Genomic DNA, 15,663 nt, shown 5'->3' with positions numbered 1-15,663 from the left:
TGCCAGAGTCCCTAGCGGGAGGGGCAGGAGGGATGCTGTCCCGTGGCGACAAGCATCCGGGTGAGCCGCGCGGGGTCCTCGGCCATCATGAGTTCCTCGCCGACGACGACGGCGTCGGCACCCGCGGCGGCGTAGGTGAGCAGGTCCCGCGGTGAATGGACCCCGGATAGGGCGATGCGCACGGTGGTCTCGGGCAGGCCCGGGGAGATGTCGGCGAACAATTGCTTATCGACGTCCCCGCCCACCAGCGGTCGCGCGTTCACCGCGACGACCCGCGCTCCGGCGTCCATGGCCCGGTCGGCCTCGGCGGGGCTGCGGACCTCCAGGACGGCGGTCATGCCGAGGGACTCGATCCGGTCGAGCAGCGAGACCAGACGGTTCTGGTCGAGGAGTTCGACCTGCAGGGGAACCAGGTCGGCGCCGTAGCAGCGGGCCTCGTGGATCTGGTAGGGGTCGAGGATGATGTCGCGGCAGAACATGGGCACGTCCACGGCGGCGCGGGCGGCCCGCATGTCGTGCAGTGAGCCGTGGAAGCGCAGTCGCTCGGTCTGGCAGGCGATGAGGTGGGCCCCGCCCTGCTCGAACTCGTGGGCCAGGTGGGCGATGGCGGAGGTGTCGGTGTCGGGGGCGTCGAGAAGCGTCTTTCCGGGCACAACGCGCTTGATTTCCGGGATGACGCTGCAGCCGTTGCGGAGCAGGGCGTGGAAACCGTCGCGGGTGTTGTCGGTGTCGCGGGAACGGGCCTTGATCTCCTTGAATGAGACCACGGCCTCACGCGCGGCGACGTCCTTGAGGACGCTGGCGACAAGCCGGTCGCGTGCGCTCATCGGCACCTCCCATCGAGATCCTATTCAGGTTATCCCGTGACATTGCTCACGATGAAATCAGGGCCGGGTTGTGTCCGTCGGATCGATGTCGGCGTCGAGGGCGTCCCACATGACGCGCCCCGAGTCGGGTTCCGCCTCGAGATCCTCGGCGATCTTGGCCTCGCGGCTGCGCTTCTTCTCGTAGCGGTTCATCTTCGCCGAATCCGTGCCCGGGCGCATGGCCAGGAGCACGCCGGCGAACAGGGCGAGTGCTGCGCCCAGCATGGCGACGGCGGGGCCGGCCGTGTGGACGTCCAGCCCGGCGATCTCGGCCCAGGAGGAGATGACGGTCTCATCACCCGTGGACAGCAGCTGATGCACGCGGCGCGGATCGGGTTCCCCGGCGAGCAGGCCCAGCGGTGCCCAGGAGGCGCCGATGCCGGCGAGTGCGGAGACGATGCCGATGATGCGGCGGCCGGTGCGTCGCAAAGCAAGCCCGGCGACGGCCCCGGCCAGCAGCAGCAACGCCACGGCGGTCTGCTCGGTGGACCAGAGTCCGCCGATGACGGCGTGGGTCGCGTCGCCGGACTTGTCGTCGAACGTCACGGCGTTGATCCACGGCATGCGGGAGCCCGCCCAGAGGATCAGCGCAGCGAGGGCGAGCAGGAGGGCGGAATAGCGGTGCAGATTCTTCATGATTACAGCAGCTCGTCGGCGTCGAAGCAGGTGCGGTCGCCGGTGTGGCAGGCGCCGCCGACCTGCTCGACGGTGACCAGGACGGTGTCGCCGTCGCAGTCGAGGCGCACGCCGGTGACTTCCTGGGTGTGGCCTGAGGTCAGGCCCTTGATCCAGTACTCGTCGCGGGAACGCGAATAGTAGGTGCCGCGGCGGGTGGCCAGGGTGTAGGCGAGGGCGTGGGTGTCCATCCACGCCATCATGAGGACCTCGCCGGTGCCGTCGGCCTGGACGATTGCGGGCAACAGGCCGGCGTCGTTAAGTTTCAGGCGGGCGGCGATGTCGGCGTCGAGCTCATAGTCGGCCGGGTTGCTCATCGGCGTACCTCGTGACCCGCCTCGGCGAGCACGTCCTTGACCTCGCCGATGGTGACCTCACCGAAGTGGAAGATGGTGGCGGCGAGCACGGCGTTGGCGCCTGCGTCGACGGCGGGCGGGAAGTGCTCGGCCTCGCCGGCACCGCCGGAGGCGATGACGGGGACGGTGACGGCCTCGCGGACCAGGCGCAAAAGCTCCAGGTCGAAGCCGTCCTTGGTGCCGTCGCCGTCCATGGAGTTGAGCAGGATCTCACCGACGCCGAGCTTCTCACCGGTTTTCGCCCACTCGATGGCGTCCAGGCCTGCGGACTTGGTGCCGCCGTGGGTGGTCACCTCGAAGCCGGAGGGCTGCTCGGCGGCACGCCGGGCGTCGACGGACAGGACAATGCACTGGGAGCCGAACTGGTCAGCCAGCTCGCGGAGCAGTTCCGGGCGGGCGATGGCGGAGGTGTTGACGGAGACCTTGTCGGCACCCGCGCGCAGCAGCTGGTCGACGTCCTCGACGGAACGCACGCCGCCGCCAACCGTCAGCGGGATGAACACCTGCTCGGCGGTGCGCTTGACCACCTCAAGCATGGTGCCGCGGCCGTCCTTGGAGGCGGAGACGTCGAGGAAGGTGAGCTCATCGGCGCCTTCCTGATTGTAGCGGGCGGCCAGCTCGACGGGATCGCCGGCGTCGCGGAGGTTGGCAAAGTTGACGCCCTTGACCACGCGACCATTGTCGACGTCCAGGCAGGGGATGACGCGGATGGCGACGGCCATGACGCCCCTTTCAGTGTCAGGAATTGAGGATCCCATCCATCGTACTCATGATGGCCTCGTGCGCCCGCGCGGTACCCGCCACCACACCGATGGAGCGCGGGGTCCACTCGTTTCCCTCAATGTCGGTGGCCACGCCGCCGTTAGCGCGGATGAGCATGACGCCAGCGGCGTTGTCCCACACGTGCGGGGAGAAACTCACCGCCCCACCGAAGATGCCCTGCGCCGTGAACGCCAGGTCAACGCCGACGGAGCCGGTGATGCGCGGCCGCAGGTAGGTGGCGGACAACTCCGCGAGCAGGCCCTGGCGCAGCAGGGAGGGGAACTGGGAGCGCACCTGGGAGGCCACCGAAGAGAAACCGACCTGGGCGACGAGCTGGTCAGCCTCGCTCAGCGGGGTGATGGGCCGGCCGTTGAGGCGTACCGGCCCGCCCTCGTAGGCGGTGAGGCGACGGCCGAGTAAAGGCATGGAGGTGAGGGCGACGACGGGGTGGTCGTCGATAAGTAAACTGATGAGGATCGCACACATCGGGTTGCCTGCGGCGTAGTTGGCGGTGCCGTCGATGGGGTCGACGATCCACACGGCGTCGTGGCTGTAGCTGCCCCCGGCCTCCTCCCCCAGCACGGGGATGCCGGTGAACTGGGTGAGTGACTGGCGCAGATAAGCCTCGATCGCCAGGTCGACCTCGGTGGCGAAATCGCCCGGGTCCTTCATCGCGGCAGGGTCGGATCCCACGCCGGCGATAAACATCGTCTCCGCGTCGTCGCACACCGCTTCCGCGACAGCGAGCAGTTCCCGGGCGTCCATCACTACTGCTTATCGACGGCCGCGAGTGCCTCCCGCAGCGTGAATCGTCCCTCGTAGAGGGCCTTGCCGATGATGGCGGAATCGATGCCTTCGTCGACGTACTGGGCCAGCTCGACGACGTCGTCAAGCACGGAAATACCGCCGGAGGCGACGATCTTTGCGTCGGTGGCCGCGGCCACCTCCCGCAGGAGCTGGACGTTGGGGCCGGCGAGGGTGCCGTCCTTGGAGACGTCGGTGACGACGAAGCGGGAACAACCCGCGGCGTCGAGACGCTCCAGGACCTCCCACAGGTCGCCGCCATCGGAGACCCAACCGTTGCCGCGGGTGCGCCACTCGCCGTCGATCTCACGCACGGCGATGTCGACCGCGACCTTATCCCCGTGGGAGGCGAGCACCTCGGCGATCCACTCAGGCTTCTCCAGGGCGGCGGTGCCGATGTTGACACGGGTGGCACCGGTGGCCAGTGCCCGTTCCAGGGAGGCGTCATCGCGGATACCGCCCGTGAGCTCGACCTTGATGTCCAGCTGGCGGGTGATCTCCGCCATGAGCTCGTGGTTGGAGCCGCGGCCGAAGGCGGCGTCCAGGTCGACGAAGTGCAGCCACTGAGCGCCCTGCGCCTGCCACTCCAACGCGGCCTCCAGCGGGGAGCCGTAGGACTTCTCGGTGCCGGCCTCGCCCTGATCAAGTCGCACGGCCTGGCCGTCGACCACGTCAACGGCGGGAAGAAGGATGAAATCGCTCATGGTTGTCAATCCTAACCTTTAGAGAGTGTCGACCCAGTTGGACAGCAACTGCAGGCCCGCATCGCCGGACTTCTCCGGGTGGAACTGGGTGGCCCACAGCGCGCCGTTCTCCACGGCGGCGACGAAACGGTCGTTCTCGTGCTGCGCCCAGGCAACGGACGGCGGGGTGGTCAGGTCATCGGTCTTAAGGGTCCACTCGCGCACGCCATAGGAGTGGACGAAGTAGAAGCGCTCCTCATCGGAGAGCTGGGCGAACATCTGCGAGTCCGCGTCCCGGGTGACCGTGTTCCAGCCCATGTGCGGCAGGATGTCGGCCTGGATCCGCTCGACAGCGCCCGGCCACTCCCCCGCGCCCTTGGAGTGGACGCCGTGCTCATCGCCTTCGTCGAAAAGAATCTGCATACCGACGCAGATACCCATCACCGGGCGTCCGCCCGCGAGACGCTGGCCGATGATGCGCGCCCCGTGGACGGCGTTGAGACCGGCCATGCAGGCGGCGAAAGCGCCGACGCCGGGGACCAGCAGCCCGGCGGCCTCAGTGGCGATCTGCGGGTCCGAGGTGACGGTAACCTCGGCCCCGACCTTCTCCAGTGCCCGATGGGCGGAACGGAGGTTGCCGGAGCCGTAGTCGAGGAGAGCGACGGTTTTTGCCATGGGGGAAAGTGTAGTCCTCGGAGTGAACGCCTGAAAATCTCACACTGGAGAAGAAGCTGGACCGCGTTTCCGCAGGTCACCAAAATCCTGATGTAAGAAAATCAGGCTCACCTCCGGCGCCTGGGACGACGGGGCACGTGGATCTGGCGCAGGCGGGTACGGATGTTGTTGTGCTCGGTGACGCGGTGCGCGCCGAGGAAGCGGTCGATGACGGTGGCCAGGATGCCCATCGCGACGATGACCGCAGCCACGGTGTAGGCCCCGGAGTAGGCGGCGCGGGCGGCGACGAAGCCGAGGACGAAGGAACCGATACCCGTACCCGCGTCATAGGCCATGTTCCACACGGCGGAGGCTTCGGAGACCTTGGCGCGGGGCAGACGCTGGAACATCTCCAGCAGGGCCTCGTTCTGCACCATACCGAAACCACCACCGAACAGCAGGCCGGCCACCACCAGCCACCACACGGACCAGCCATTGGCGATGACCAGGGCCATGAGCGCGACGCCCGCAAAACCCATGAGCTGGCCGGGGATCATGGTCACACCAGCGCGGCCCACGCGGTCGGCGACCATGCCGGAGACGTAGCGCAGAGCCATGGCGGCGCCACCGATGATCGAGAGCATGACACCACCAATGACGGCACCGGTGACGGGATCAAGCTCCTGCACTGCCGCAGGCAGGAAGGAGGAGACCGCGCCGAAACTCATCGACAGGCTGTTGACGGCCACGGCCGGCACGAGGACCAGCTTCCACATGGACACGTCCGCCTTCTCACGCGACCTTTCCTGTGCGCGGATCCGCGGGATACGCAGGCACATGACGGCGGCGATGAGGGCCACGACGGCGGCCGTGATATACACCGAACCGAAGCCGAACTGCCCCGTCATCCACAATCCCAAAGGCAGGAAGAGCATCTGGGCCACGCCGACGAACACGCCGAGCATGCCGGAGGCCTTCCCCAGGAAACGGGAGGGCACGAGCTCGGCGATGAGCGCTGACTCGGCGACGGTGAGCGCGCCGAATCCGATGCCGCGCAGGGCGGAGAAGAGCAGGAGGGCCCAGACGGCGTCGTCAAGCAGGTGGCCGAGCGCCGGGACGCCGAGCATGCAAGCAGAGGCCACCATGACCGGGTTGTAGCCCAGCTTGCGCAGCATCGCCGGGGTGAAGATCTGGGTGATCACCGTCGCCGCCATGAACACGCCGGTGGTGGCACCGGCGATGGTGGCGGAGTGACCCGCGTCGAGCGCGGCCAGGGGGATCACCGGTAGCAGCAGGGACCACGCACCGAAGGCCGCGAAGACCGCGACAAGGGTGGGCACGAACCCCGGTGCTTTCCACATGCTGTCGAGGTTCGTCTGTGCCACTTACTCCATCGCTCCCATCATCCAGAACACTGCTCCCACGAATGCCACAGCGGCACACAGGGCCAGAAATATTGTCAACGGCCGGCTACCGGACTGGTAGGCCGACCAGGTCGCACCGACCAGCAAGCCGGCGACGATGAACAGCAGGTACACCAGCCAGTTGCTGCTTGAGTCCATCGGTTTACAGAGCTCCCTTGGTCGAGGGTACGCCCGTGACACGCGGATCAATCTCCACGGCCTCGCGCAGGGCACGGGCGACGGCCTTGTACTCGGCCTCGGTGATGTGGTGCGGGTCGCGGCCGTGGTGGCAGATGACATGGAGGGTGATGCGGGAGTTGAGAGCCAGGGTCTCGAAGAAGTGCTCGTTGATCACCGTGGCGTAGTGGCCGCCGATGACCGCGGAGATCATGTGGTCCGGCTCCCCACGCATGACGAAGTAGGGGCGCCCGGAAATATCCACAACGGCCTCGACGAGGGTCTCGTCCATCGGCAGCTGGCGGGAACCGAAACGGCGGATGCCGGCCTTGTCGCCGACGGCGTCGAGAAGCGCGGCGCCCATGACGATGGCGGTGTCCTCGACGGTGTGGTGCGCATCAATCTCAATGTCGCCCTTAGCGTGGACGGTGAGGTCGAAGGAGCCGTGGACCGCGAAGGCGGTGAGCATGTGGTCGAAGAAGGGCAAACCGGTGTCGATGTCGGCGCGTCCGGTGCCGTCGAGGTTGATCTCGACGCTGATGTCGGACTCCGAGGTCGTCCGGGTGGAACGTCCGATACGGTCAGTCACTTTCTTCTCCTTGGATCACGTCGGCGGCGGCACTCAGGAACGCATCGTTCTCTGCGGGCAGCCCGATGGTGGTGCGCAGGTGGCCGGCGACCCCGACATCACGGATGAGCACGTCGGCGTCGAGGAACTTCTGCCACGCAGCGTGCTGGTCGGCGAAGGGGCCGAAGAACACGAAGTTCGATTCGCTGGGCACCACATCGTAGCCCATCTCCTCCAGGGCCGCGACGACGCGGACCCGCTCAGCAGCCAGCTTATCGACGGTGGCCAGCGTGTCAGCCCGGTGCCGCAGTGCGACCGTCGCCGCCGCCTGACTCAGCATCGACAGGTGATACGGCAGGCGCACCAGCATGACGGCCTCGACGAAGGCGGGGTCCGCGACGAAGTAGCCGAGGCGACCGCCCGCGAAGTCGAAGGCCTTCGACATGGTGCGCGAGACGACCAGCTTCGCCGGGTACTCGGCGAGCAGGGTGACGGCGGAGGGCGACGGCGAGAACTCGCCGTAAGCTTCGTCGACGATGACGATGCCGGGGGCGGCGTCGATAAGCGTGCGGATGTCACCCAGGGAGGTGACGTCACCGGTCGGGTTGTTCGGGGTGGTGATGAAGATGACGTCGGGGCGGTGCTTGTCGATGGCGGCCAGCGCCGCGGCGATGTCGATGCGGAAATCGGCACCGCGCGGGCAGTCGATGAACTCCGTCTGCGTGCCCGCCGAGAGGATCGGGTGCATGGAGTACGAAGGTTGGAAGCCCAGCGCCTTGCGGCCCGGTCCGGCGAAGGCCTGCAGCAGCTGCTGGAGGACCTCGTTGGAACCGTTGGCGGCCCACAGGTTATCCACGCCCACCGCAACGCCGGTGCGCTCGGTGACGTAGTCGGCGAGCTGGGTGCGCAACTCCACGGCATCGCGGTCCGGGTAGCGGTTGAGCTCGGAGGCGACCTTGGTGACAGCCTCCACGAGGTCATCGATGAGCGCCTGCGAGGGAGGATAAGGGTTCTCGTTGGTGTTGAGACACACGGGAACATCGAGCTGCGGTGCGCCATAGGGCGACTTCCCGCGCAGTTCCTCGCGCAGGGGCAGCTGGTCCAGATTCAGGCGGGTCACCTACATCACCTCGAATCGGGCGCGGATGGACTCACCGTGGGCCGGGAGGTCCTCGGCGTCGGCCAGCGCGATGATGTGCGGACCGATCTCCTTGAGCGCGGTGCGGTCGTACTCGATGAGGTTGACCTCGCGCAGGAAGGTGTGGGTGGACAGGCCGGAGGAAAAGCGCGCCGTGCCGGAGGTGGGCAGGACGTGGTTGGAGCCCGCGGCGTAGTCACCCAGCGGGACCGGCGAGTAGGAACCGACGAAGATAGCGCCGGCGTGGCGGATACGCTCGGCGACCTCGCGGGCGTTCTCGGTGTGGATCTCCAGGTGCTCGGCGGCATAGGCGTCGGCGACGGCGATGCCCTGCTCGAGGTCATCGACCAACACGATGCCGGACTGCTGGCCCTGGAGCGCCCCGGCGACGCGCTCGGCGTTGCGGGTGACTGTGTAGCGCTCGTCGATCTCGCGGTCGACGGTGCGCGCCAACTCCTCCGAATCGGTGATGAGGACGGACGCCGCCAGATCATCGTGCTCGGCCTGGGAGATGAGGTCATAGGCAATGTAGACCGGGTCGGCCGAATCATCGGCGAGGATGGCGATCTCCGAGGGGCCGGCCTCCGCGTCAATGCCGACGACACCGTTGACCAGGCGCTTGGCGGCGGTGACGAAGATGTTGCCGGGCCCGGTGATGATGTCCACCGGCTCCAGATCCTCATCGCCATAAGCCATGAGTGCGACGGCTTGGGCGCCGCCGACGGCCCACACCTCATCGATGCCCAGCAGGTGGCAGGCGGCGAGGATAGTGGGGTGCGGCCAGCCATCGTGATCGGCCTGCGGCGGGGACGCCACCACCAGGGAGGAGCACCCGGCCTCCTGGGCGGGCACGACGTTCATGATGACGCTCGACGGGTACACGGCCTTGCCGCCGGGCACGTAGAGACCGACCCGCTCGATGGGGATGTGCACCTCGGTGACAGTTGCCCCCTCGGTGAGGGTGGTGGTGTGGGAGACCGGCTTCTGCTCGGCGTGGACCGCCCGCACGCGGGAGATCGCCTCCTGCATCGCCTCGATGACATCGTCGTCGAGGGTGTCCACTGCCTGCGCCAGCAGTTCCGCCGGCACCCGCACGGAAGCCGGGGTGACGCCGTCGAATTTCTCCCCGTATTCGCACGCCGCCGCCGCGCCCCGCTCACGCACCGCCTCCACGATGGGGGCCACGGTGGGCAGCACCGCATTGACATCGGTGCCGCCACGCGGCAGGGCGCGCCGCAGCTCGCTGGTAGACGGGGTACGACCGCGCAGGTCGATGACGTTGAGCATCGTGAAAAGTCTCCTAAGTCGGCTCTTAATTGCCCTATTGTAGGACGTACGGACCCGAACACTTTCTGGAGGTGTCAGCCGGATGGTCACCCTGACCGAGGTATACGTCGCCGCCGAGTCATTCGGATTTCACTGCTACGTGGGCGCTGACCGCCTCGTCTTCCCCTGGCACGACCACATTGTCACCGCCTACCTGGATGAACGCAATCCTCTCGCGTTGGTTTTCGACACCTCACTGCGTGCCCAGGTCGGCATGGAACAGACGGGCTTTCTGGCGCGCACCATCACCACGTGGAATCACGAACGCCTCGGCCCGACCATGTCTCTGCGTGTCGGCGACGACGGCTCGCTGAGCCTCCATGCCCGTTCTGCTCTTCTCCTCGCGGCCGGCAGCACCCCGGCCCAGCTGGCGGATTTCGTGCGTCTGTCCATGGAGACCGCCCGCCTGGCCGTCGATCACCTGGTGGAGGATCTCCCCGAGCTGGCCATGCCCGATTCGGAAGACACCGTCGCACAGCGCCGGAAGCAGGACACGGCGGCGTTGTCCGGCCCGCTCCCCCGGGATCGTCACGTCGGTGTCAATGAGCTTGACGACGACGTGGTGCGCCTCCGCGACCTCGACCACCGCCGCAGCCGGCAGGACATCGACCCCCGTGACACCGATGAGGAGTACTCCGCCACCATGAGCACCGAGCATGACTGGGAGGATGCGCCTGAACCCCAGACCCATCCGGAAGATGTCACCCTGGAGCGGGTGCGGGAGACGCTCGCCGGGCTAGGTATCGGCAAAACCCACGGCGATGAGGATGTCGTCATCGCCTGGATCAATGACATACTCTTCGGCTTCTTCCTGGATAACGGGCCCAGCTACCTGGTCAAGGGGCATTGGGACCCGGGGATGGACCCGGACGCAGATTTCCTGCGGATGTTCCTGTTGTGCAATGACTGGAACGAGGCGAACACCACCACGAAGGCGTTCTGCCACGAAGATGATGATGGCTTGCAGGTGCGGGTGGAGTTCACCGCCCCCGTCCGGGAGGGCTTCAGCGACGTGCAGCTGGAGCACAACACGGCGGTGGCCATCAACCAGGTGCTGCACGCGATCGATGAGATCAGCACCGACGCCACCGGCGAATCCGCCGTGGCCTGGCCGGACTAACTAGTCGAAGTCCAGCCCCAGGTCGAGCGCCGGGGCGGAGTGCGTGAGCGAGCCGACGGCGAGGTAGTCCACGCCGGTGCGGGCGTAATCGGCGGCGCCATCCAGGGTCAGGCCGCCGGAGGCCTCGAGCAGGGTGTCCGGGGAGATCTTGTCACGGCGTTGCACCGCCACCTGCACCATCCACGGCTCGAAGTTGTCCAGCAGAATCTCATCCGGGTGCTCCGGCAACAACAGGTCGAGCTGCTCGAGGGTGTCCACCTCGATCTCGCACCACTTGTCCGGGAAGTGCTCGCGTACCGCACGGAAGGCATTCAACACTCCCCCGGCAGCGATGACATGGTTGTCCTTGATCAACGCGCGGTCGCCGAGGCCCAGGCGGTGGTTGAGTCCCCCGCCGACAGTGACCGCGTATTTCTGCAGCTGGCGCAAACCGGGCAGGGTCTTGCGGGAATCGCGGATGCGGGCTGCGGTGCCGTCGACGGCATCGACCCACTGCGCGGTGGCCGAAGCGATACCGGACAGATGCGTGAGCAGGTTGAGCAGGGTGCGCTCGGCGGTGAGCAGGTCGCGGGTACCGGCCTCAATGCGGGCGACCGTGTCCCCCGGGTGGACGCGGTCCCCATCGGAAACGAGCTCCTCAACGCGGAAATCCATGGTCGCCACCTGCCGCAGCACACGGTCGACGACGAAAAGACCGGCGATGGTGCCCGGCTGGCGCGGCACGATCCGGGCGCTGGAGCGGTGTCCGGCGGGCACGGTGGCGCGGCTGGTGATGTCGGGACCATAGGTGAGATCCTCATCGAGCGCCTGCGCGATGAGACGGTCCACATCCTCCGGGTCAAGGTCGACGGTGGGGAAATCTGGCGTCATGCTCATACTGTATCGCCGGGGGTCACCAGGGCAGAACACCAGTAGGCCAGGGCCGCCAGAAACGGGGCGACCAGCCAACCCACCCCCGGGGACAGTCCCGGCACGATGCTCACCCGATCCCCCTCGGCCAACTGATGGGGATCACCGATATCGTGCAGCAACCCCGCGGTAACGGTGCCCACCTCCAGGAACGCATAGGCCGACACCGCCGCCACCGCCATGAGCCACCACAACATGGCAGGGCCCCGGGTGGCCGGGGAGAGCACATAGACGCACAAGGACACAATGACCGCCAGCAGCCCGGTGGCTGCGACGAAGCTGCCGAAGGAGGTGAACTCGATGTTGGCGGCGGCGTCGATAAGCACCTGTCCACCCTCGGCGAGAGTGCCGGTGTACGCCGGACGCAGCAACCCCCAGAGGGCGCCGACGGCGCTGTAGACGAGAAGGGAGACCGCGGCGATCCCCGCCGCGGTCCCCACATTGCGGGAAATTGCCATTTAGGCGCAGAACTTCCAGCGACCGTCCTCATGCAGGTAACGCTGGGTACGGGTCTCCTGCTGGCCGGCGGACACGGCGGTGACCACGGCGGAAGCCCGGTTGCCGTCGACCTGCATGTCGGTGATCGACTCGATGTGCGGGTTCGAACCAGCGAACTGCGGCATCTGGTTGAGCGGGTAATCGGGGATACCCGTCAGGTCCATGGCGGCGGCGCCACCCTGCTGGGCGATAACCTCGTTGCAGGTGTTCTCCGGGAGGTAGCGCAGCATCTGGTGGAAGGTATCCACCTCGTAGATACCGCGGACCAGCTGCTCGATCTCGGCGCGCTCGGCCTCGCTCGGCTCATGGCCACCCTGGATGGGCTCCGGCTCGTCGTAGGCTTCGTCCAGCAGCGGGTCCCCGGCGGCAGCCTGCGGCTCCTCGGCGGACTCCTCGGTGGCGGTCTCCTCCGTGGTGGTCTCCGTTGTCTCCTCGGTGGTGGTGGTCTCCTCCGTGGAGGTTTCCACCGCGCTGGTCGAGGTGACGGTGCTCTGCGGGATGACACTCGTGGTGGTGTCCTCGGAATCCCCGGATCCGCATGCCGCAACAAACGTCAACGGGACGATGAGGGCGATCGATGCGATGGTCTTCTTCACATTCACAGCTGTGAGGTCTCCTGCCGGAAGATTGTGGGTGGATCTTGGGGGCAACTCTAGCAACCCGGGGGCCTGGGTAACAGGTAAGCTCGGCGAACGTGCAGCTGAGCAGGGACGCGATCATCGCCGCCGCCGTCGACATTCTGGATACCTACGGCCTGGCGGACATGAGCATGCGACGCGTCGCCACCTCACTCAATGTGGCCCCGGGGGCTCTGTACTGGCATATCGCCAACAAGCAGCAACTCATTACAGCCATCGCGGAGGAGATCCTCGCCCCCGTCCTCGCGGACGCCGCTCCCGACACCACTGCCGCCCTGGCTGACCTGCTGCGCGAATGCATGCTCTCGCGCCGGGACGGTGCGGAACTTGTCGCTGCGGCGCTGGCGCAACCGGATTCGGGGACGCGCGGGGACGTCGAGAAGCAGCTGGAAATCACCCTGCCCGGGGATGGTGACCTGCGCCGCATCGGGGCCGCCGCCCTGCTGCACCTCGTCCTCGGCGCCACCGCCCTTGAGCAGGCGCGGACCCAACACGCCGCCGACACCGGGGCCCCACCACCGGCCGAGGCATCCGCCGATTTTCGGCGCGGAGTGGAAATTTTGTTGACAGGTCTCGATCTATGCCGTGGCTGACGCGGTAGATCGGCTGGGAAACAGATAAGATTAGCAACCATGACTACTGAGTCCGAGCACACTTACACGGTCTGGCCTGGTGACCCCTACCCCCTGGGTTCCACCTACGACGGCGCAGGCACCAACTTCGCACTGTTTTCCTATGTCGCAGAGAAGGTGGAACTGTGCCTCATCGACCGTGAGGACAACGAAGTCCGCATCAACCTCGAAGAAGTACACGCCAACGTCTGGCACTGCTACCTCCCCGGCGTGCAGCCGGGCCAGCGCTACGGCTTCCGTGTCCACGGCCCGTACGACCCGCACAACGGTAAGCGCTGCGACCCGAACAAGCTGCTCGTCGACCCCTACGCCCGGGCTTTCGACGGCGATTTCGACGGCGACCCCTCGCTGTTTTCCTATGACATCTTCGCCGACCCGCCGGGATCGGGCCGCAATGAGGAGGACAGCCTCGGCCACACGATGAAGTCCGTGGTCATCAACCCCTTCTTCGACTGGGGTTCGGACCGCGCACCGCGCATCCCCTACAACGAGACCGTCATCTACGAGACCCACGTCAAGGGTCTGACCATGACGCATCCGGACGTGCCGCCGAACCTGCGCGGCACCTACGCCGGTCTCGCCCACCCGGCGATCATCTCCTACCTCAAGGACCTGGGTGTCACCGCCGTCGAGCTCATGCCGGTGCACCAGTTCCTGCAGGATGACCGCCTGCGCGACCTCGGGCTGCGCAACTACTGGGGTTACAACACCTTCGGTTTCTTCGCCCCGCACCAGGATTACGCCGCCGCCCGTAAGCCCGGCGGTGCCGTCTCCGAGTTCAAGGGTATGGTCCGCGCCTACCACGAGGCCGGCATGGAGGTCATCCTCGACGTGGTGTACAACCACACCGCCGAGGGCAACCACCTGGGCCCGACGATCATGTTCCGCGGTATCGACAACGAGGCCTACTACCGCCTGGTCGACGGTGACAAGTACCACTACATGGACTACACCGGCACGGGTAACTCGCTCAACGTGCGCGATCCGCACTCCCTGCAGCTGATCATGGATTCGCTGCGCTACTGGATCACCGAGATGCACGTCGACGGCTTCCGCTTCGACCTCGCCTCCACCCTGGCCCGTGAGCTGCACGACGTGGACCGTCTGGCCACCTTCTTCGACCTCGTCCAGCAGGACCCGGTTGTCTCCCAGGCCAAGCTCATCGCCGAGCCGTGGGATGTCGGCCACGATGGCTACCAGGTGGGTAACTTCCCGCCGCTGTGGACGGAGTGGAACGGCAAGTACCGCGACACCGTGCGTGATTTCTGGCGCGGTGAGCCCGCCACCCTGGGTGAGTTCGCCTCCCGCCTGACCGGTTCCTCGGACCTGTACGCCAACAACGGTCGTCGCCCCACTGCGTCGATCAACTTCATCACCGCCCATGACGGCTTCACGCTCAACGACCTGGTGAGCTACAACGAGAAGCACAACATGGCCAACGGTGAGGACAACCGGGACGGCGAATCCCACAACCGTTCCTGGAACCACGGCGTCGAGGGCCCGACCGATGACCCGGAGATCCTGGCCTTGCGCGCGCGTCAGCGCCGCAACTTCCTCACCACGCTGATCCTGTCGCTGGGTACCCCGATGCTCAGCCACGGCGACGAGATGGCGCGTACCCAGGACGGCAACAACAACGTCTACTGCCAGGACAATGAGCTGGCGTGGATGGACTGGGACCAGCTGGAGGAGAACTCCTCCCTGCATGCCTTCACCAAGCGGTTGCTCAACATCCGTCGCCGTCACCCGGTGTTCCGTCGCCGTCGCTTCCTCGCCGGTGGCCCGCTGGGTGCCGATGTCCGCGACCGTGACATCGCCTGGCTGGTGCCCTCCGGCAAGCTGATGACGCAGGATGACTGGGATTTCGCCTTCGGTAAGGCCCTTATGGTCTACCTCAACGGCAACGCCATCACGGAGCCGGATGCCCGCGGCCAGAAGATCGTCGACGATTCCTTCATCCTCATGTTCAACGCGCACTACGAGGAGATCGAGTTCACCCTGCCGCCGCGCGCCTTCGGTGCCCGCTGGCAGCTGCTGGTCGACACCACCGAGGACATCGGCTACCCGATCGAGGCCTCCGTCATCGAGGCGAAGGGCACCATCACTGTGCCCTCGCGCGCGACGATGGTGCTCAAGCAGATTGAGCCGCCGATCTACGACGAGGACGAAGAGGTCGATGCGGTGGAGGTCGTCGACGAGGCGGAGCGCGAGAAGGATCTCGGTGTCGTCGGTGACAAGGTGACCGCGGATTCCGCCGCCACCGCCGAGAAGACCGCCGCGGAGCCGACCGTCGAGGAGCTGGAGACGGCTACCCCGGAGGACACCCCGGCGGAGGAAGAAGAGATCGAGCCCGGCCAGAACAAGGCCCTGCTGTCCTCCATGAGCGAGGAGGAGCAGCTGGCGGCGAAGCGTCGTGCCGCCCAGCGCGACGAGTACACCGACGAGGAGGCCTAG

At 66.6% G+C, this 15,663-nt stretch carries 18 protein-coding genes; 3 read left to right on the top strand and 15 right to left on the bottom strand.

From position 1 onward, the window contains the following. Positions 1–11: 11 nt before the first annotated feature. The 12 genes from Q4G50_RS02650 to hisD form a co-directional block, all read right to left on the bottom strand. Positions 12–827 carry an indole-3-glycerol-phosphate synthase gene (locus tag Q4G50_RS02650; protein ID WP_303376092.1) on the bottom strand — a complete coding sequence of 272 codons (816 nt, stop codon included), beginning with the start codon at positions 825–827 and terminating at the stop codon, positions 12–14. 57 nt (positions 828–884) lie between these two features. Then, entirely contained in the window at positions 885–1,502 is a 618-nt protein-coding gene (locus tag Q4G50_RS02645) for a TIGR02234 family membrane protein (RefSeq protein WP_303376091.1), read from the bottom strand. A gap of 2 nt (positions 1,503–1,504) precedes the next feature. Next, the gene (gene hisI / locus Q4G50_RS02640) at positions 1,505–1,858 is read right to left on the bottom strand and encodes a phosphoribosyl-AMP cyclohydrolase (protein WP_303376090.1); all 354 of its coding nucleotides are present in this window, start codon (positions 1,856–1,858) and stop codon (positions 1,505–1,507) included. Next, on the bottom strand, positions 1,855–2,619 hold the full coding sequence (gene hisF, locus Q4G50_RS02635) for an imidazole glycerol phosphate synthase subunit HisF (RefSeq protein WP_303376089.1): 765 nt from the start codon (positions 2,617–2,619) through the stop codon (positions 1,855–1,857). The genes hisI and hisF overlap by 4 nt, the downstream gene beginning before the upstream one ends. A 16-nt stretch (positions 2,620–2,635) precedes the next feature. Further along, positions 2,636–3,427, bottom strand: coding sequence for an inositol monophosphatase (locus Q4G50_RS02630; RefSeq protein WP_303376088.1), 792 nt, complete (start codon positions 3,425–3,427; stop codon positions 2,636–2,638). Beyond that, positions 3,427–4,167, bottom strand: coding sequence for a bifunctional 1-(5-phosphoribosyl)-5-((5-phosphoribosylamino)methylideneamino)imidazole-4-carboxamide isomerase/phosphoribosylanthranilate isomerase PriA (priA, locus tag Q4G50_RS02625; RefSeq protein WP_303376087.1), 741 nt, complete (start codon positions 4,165–4,167; stop codon positions 3,427–3,429). The genes Q4G50_RS02630 and priA overlap by 1 nt, the downstream gene beginning before the upstream one ends. 18 nt (positions 4,168–4,185) lie before the next feature. Next, the gene (hisH, locus tag Q4G50_RS02620) at positions 4,186–4,821 is read right to left on the bottom strand and encodes an imidazole glycerol phosphate synthase subunit HisH (protein ID WP_303376086.1); all 636 of its coding nucleotides are present in this window, start codon (positions 4,819–4,821) and stop codon (positions 4,186–4,188) included. Between the two features lie 107 nt (positions 4,822–4,928). After that, entirely contained in the window at positions 4,929–6,161 is a 1,233-nt protein-coding gene (locus Q4G50_RS02615) for an MFS transporter (protein WP_303376121.1), read from the bottom strand. A gap of 24 nt (positions 6,162–6,185) precedes the next feature. Beyond that, entirely contained in the window at positions 6,186–6,362 is a 177-nt protein-coding gene (locus Q4G50_RS02610; RefSeq protein ID WP_303376085.1) for a hypothetical protein, read from the bottom strand. A 4-nt stretch (positions 6,363–6,366) separates the two neighbouring features. Further along, entirely contained in the window at positions 6,367–6,969 is a 603-nt protein-coding gene (gene hisB / locus Q4G50_RS02605; protein ID WP_303376084.1) for an imidazoleglycerol-phosphate dehydratase HisB, read from the bottom strand. Further along, complete coding sequence (locus Q4G50_RS02600; RefSeq protein WP_303376083.1) at positions 6,962–8,068, bottom strand: histidinol-phosphate transaminase; 1,107 nt, start codon at positions 8,066–8,068, stop codon at positions 6,962–6,964. Before Q4G50_RS02600 ends, hisB begins: the two co-directional genes overlap by 8 nt. After that, entirely contained in the window at positions 8,069–9,373 is a 1,305-nt protein-coding gene (gene hisD / locus Q4G50_RS02595; protein WP_303376082.1) for a histidinol dehydrogenase, read from the bottom strand. Between the two features lie 82 nt (positions 9,374–9,455). Here hisD and Q4G50_RS02590 point away from each other — a divergent pair, with 82 nt between their 5' ends. Further along, positions 9,456–10,532, top strand: a complete 1,077-nt coding sequence (locus tag Q4G50_RS02590) for a YbjN domain-containing protein (protein WP_303376081.1) — start codon at positions 9,456–9,458, stop codon at positions 10,530–10,532. Here Q4G50_RS02590 and nadC read toward each other — a convergent pair whose 3' ends face one another. Genes nadC through Q4G50_RS02575 form a run of 3 tightly spaced genes read right to left on the bottom strand, consistent with a single transcriptional unit; the run spans position 10,533 to position 12,541 of the window. After that, positions 10,533–11,408 (bottom strand): carboxylating nicotinate-nucleotide diphosphorylase, encoded by an 876-nt coding sequence (gene nadC / locus Q4G50_RS02585; RefSeq protein ID WP_303376080.1) that lies wholly within the window; start codon positions 11,406–11,408, stop codon positions 10,533–10,535. Next, positions 11,405–11,899, bottom strand: coding sequence for a hypothetical protein (locus tag Q4G50_RS02580; protein ID WP_303376079.1), 495 nt, complete (start codon positions 11,897–11,899; stop codon positions 11,405–11,407). The genes nadC and Q4G50_RS02580 overlap by 4 nt, the downstream gene beginning before the upstream one ends. Next, the gene (locus tag Q4G50_RS02575) at positions 11,900–12,541 is read right to left on the bottom strand and encodes a hypothetical protein (RefSeq protein WP_303376078.1); all 642 of its coding nucleotides are present in this window, start codon (positions 12,539–12,541) and stop codon (positions 11,900–11,902) included. It abuts the gene before it with no gap. 92 nt (positions 12,542–12,633) lie between these two features. On the opposite strand from Q4G50_RS02575, the gene Q4G50_RS02570 reads away from it, so the two are divergent. Together Q4G50_RS02570 and glgX are read left to right on the top strand one after the other, a co-directional pair. Continuing rightward, positions 12,634–13,170, top strand: coding sequence for a TetR family transcriptional regulator (locus Q4G50_RS02570; RefSeq protein WP_303376077.1), 537 nt, complete (start codon positions 12,634–12,636; stop codon positions 13,168–13,170). A 39-nt stretch (positions 13,171–13,209) separates the two neighbouring features. Continuing rightward, the gene (gene glgX / locus Q4G50_RS02565; RefSeq protein WP_303376076.1) at positions 13,210–15,663 is read left to right on the top strand and encodes a glycogen debranching protein GlgX; all 2,454 of its coding nucleotides are present in this window, start codon (positions 13,210–13,212) and stop codon (positions 15,661–15,663) included.

The organism is Corynebacterium sp. (assembly GCF_030538285.1).
In the GTDB taxonomy this organism is placed as follows: domain Bacteria; phylum Actinomycetota; class Actinomycetes; order Mycobacteriales; family Mycobacteriaceae; genus Corynebacterium.
The sequence above is the reverse complement of the archived record's forward strand: the minus strand, read 5'-3'. Positions and strand labels throughout refer to the sequence as shown.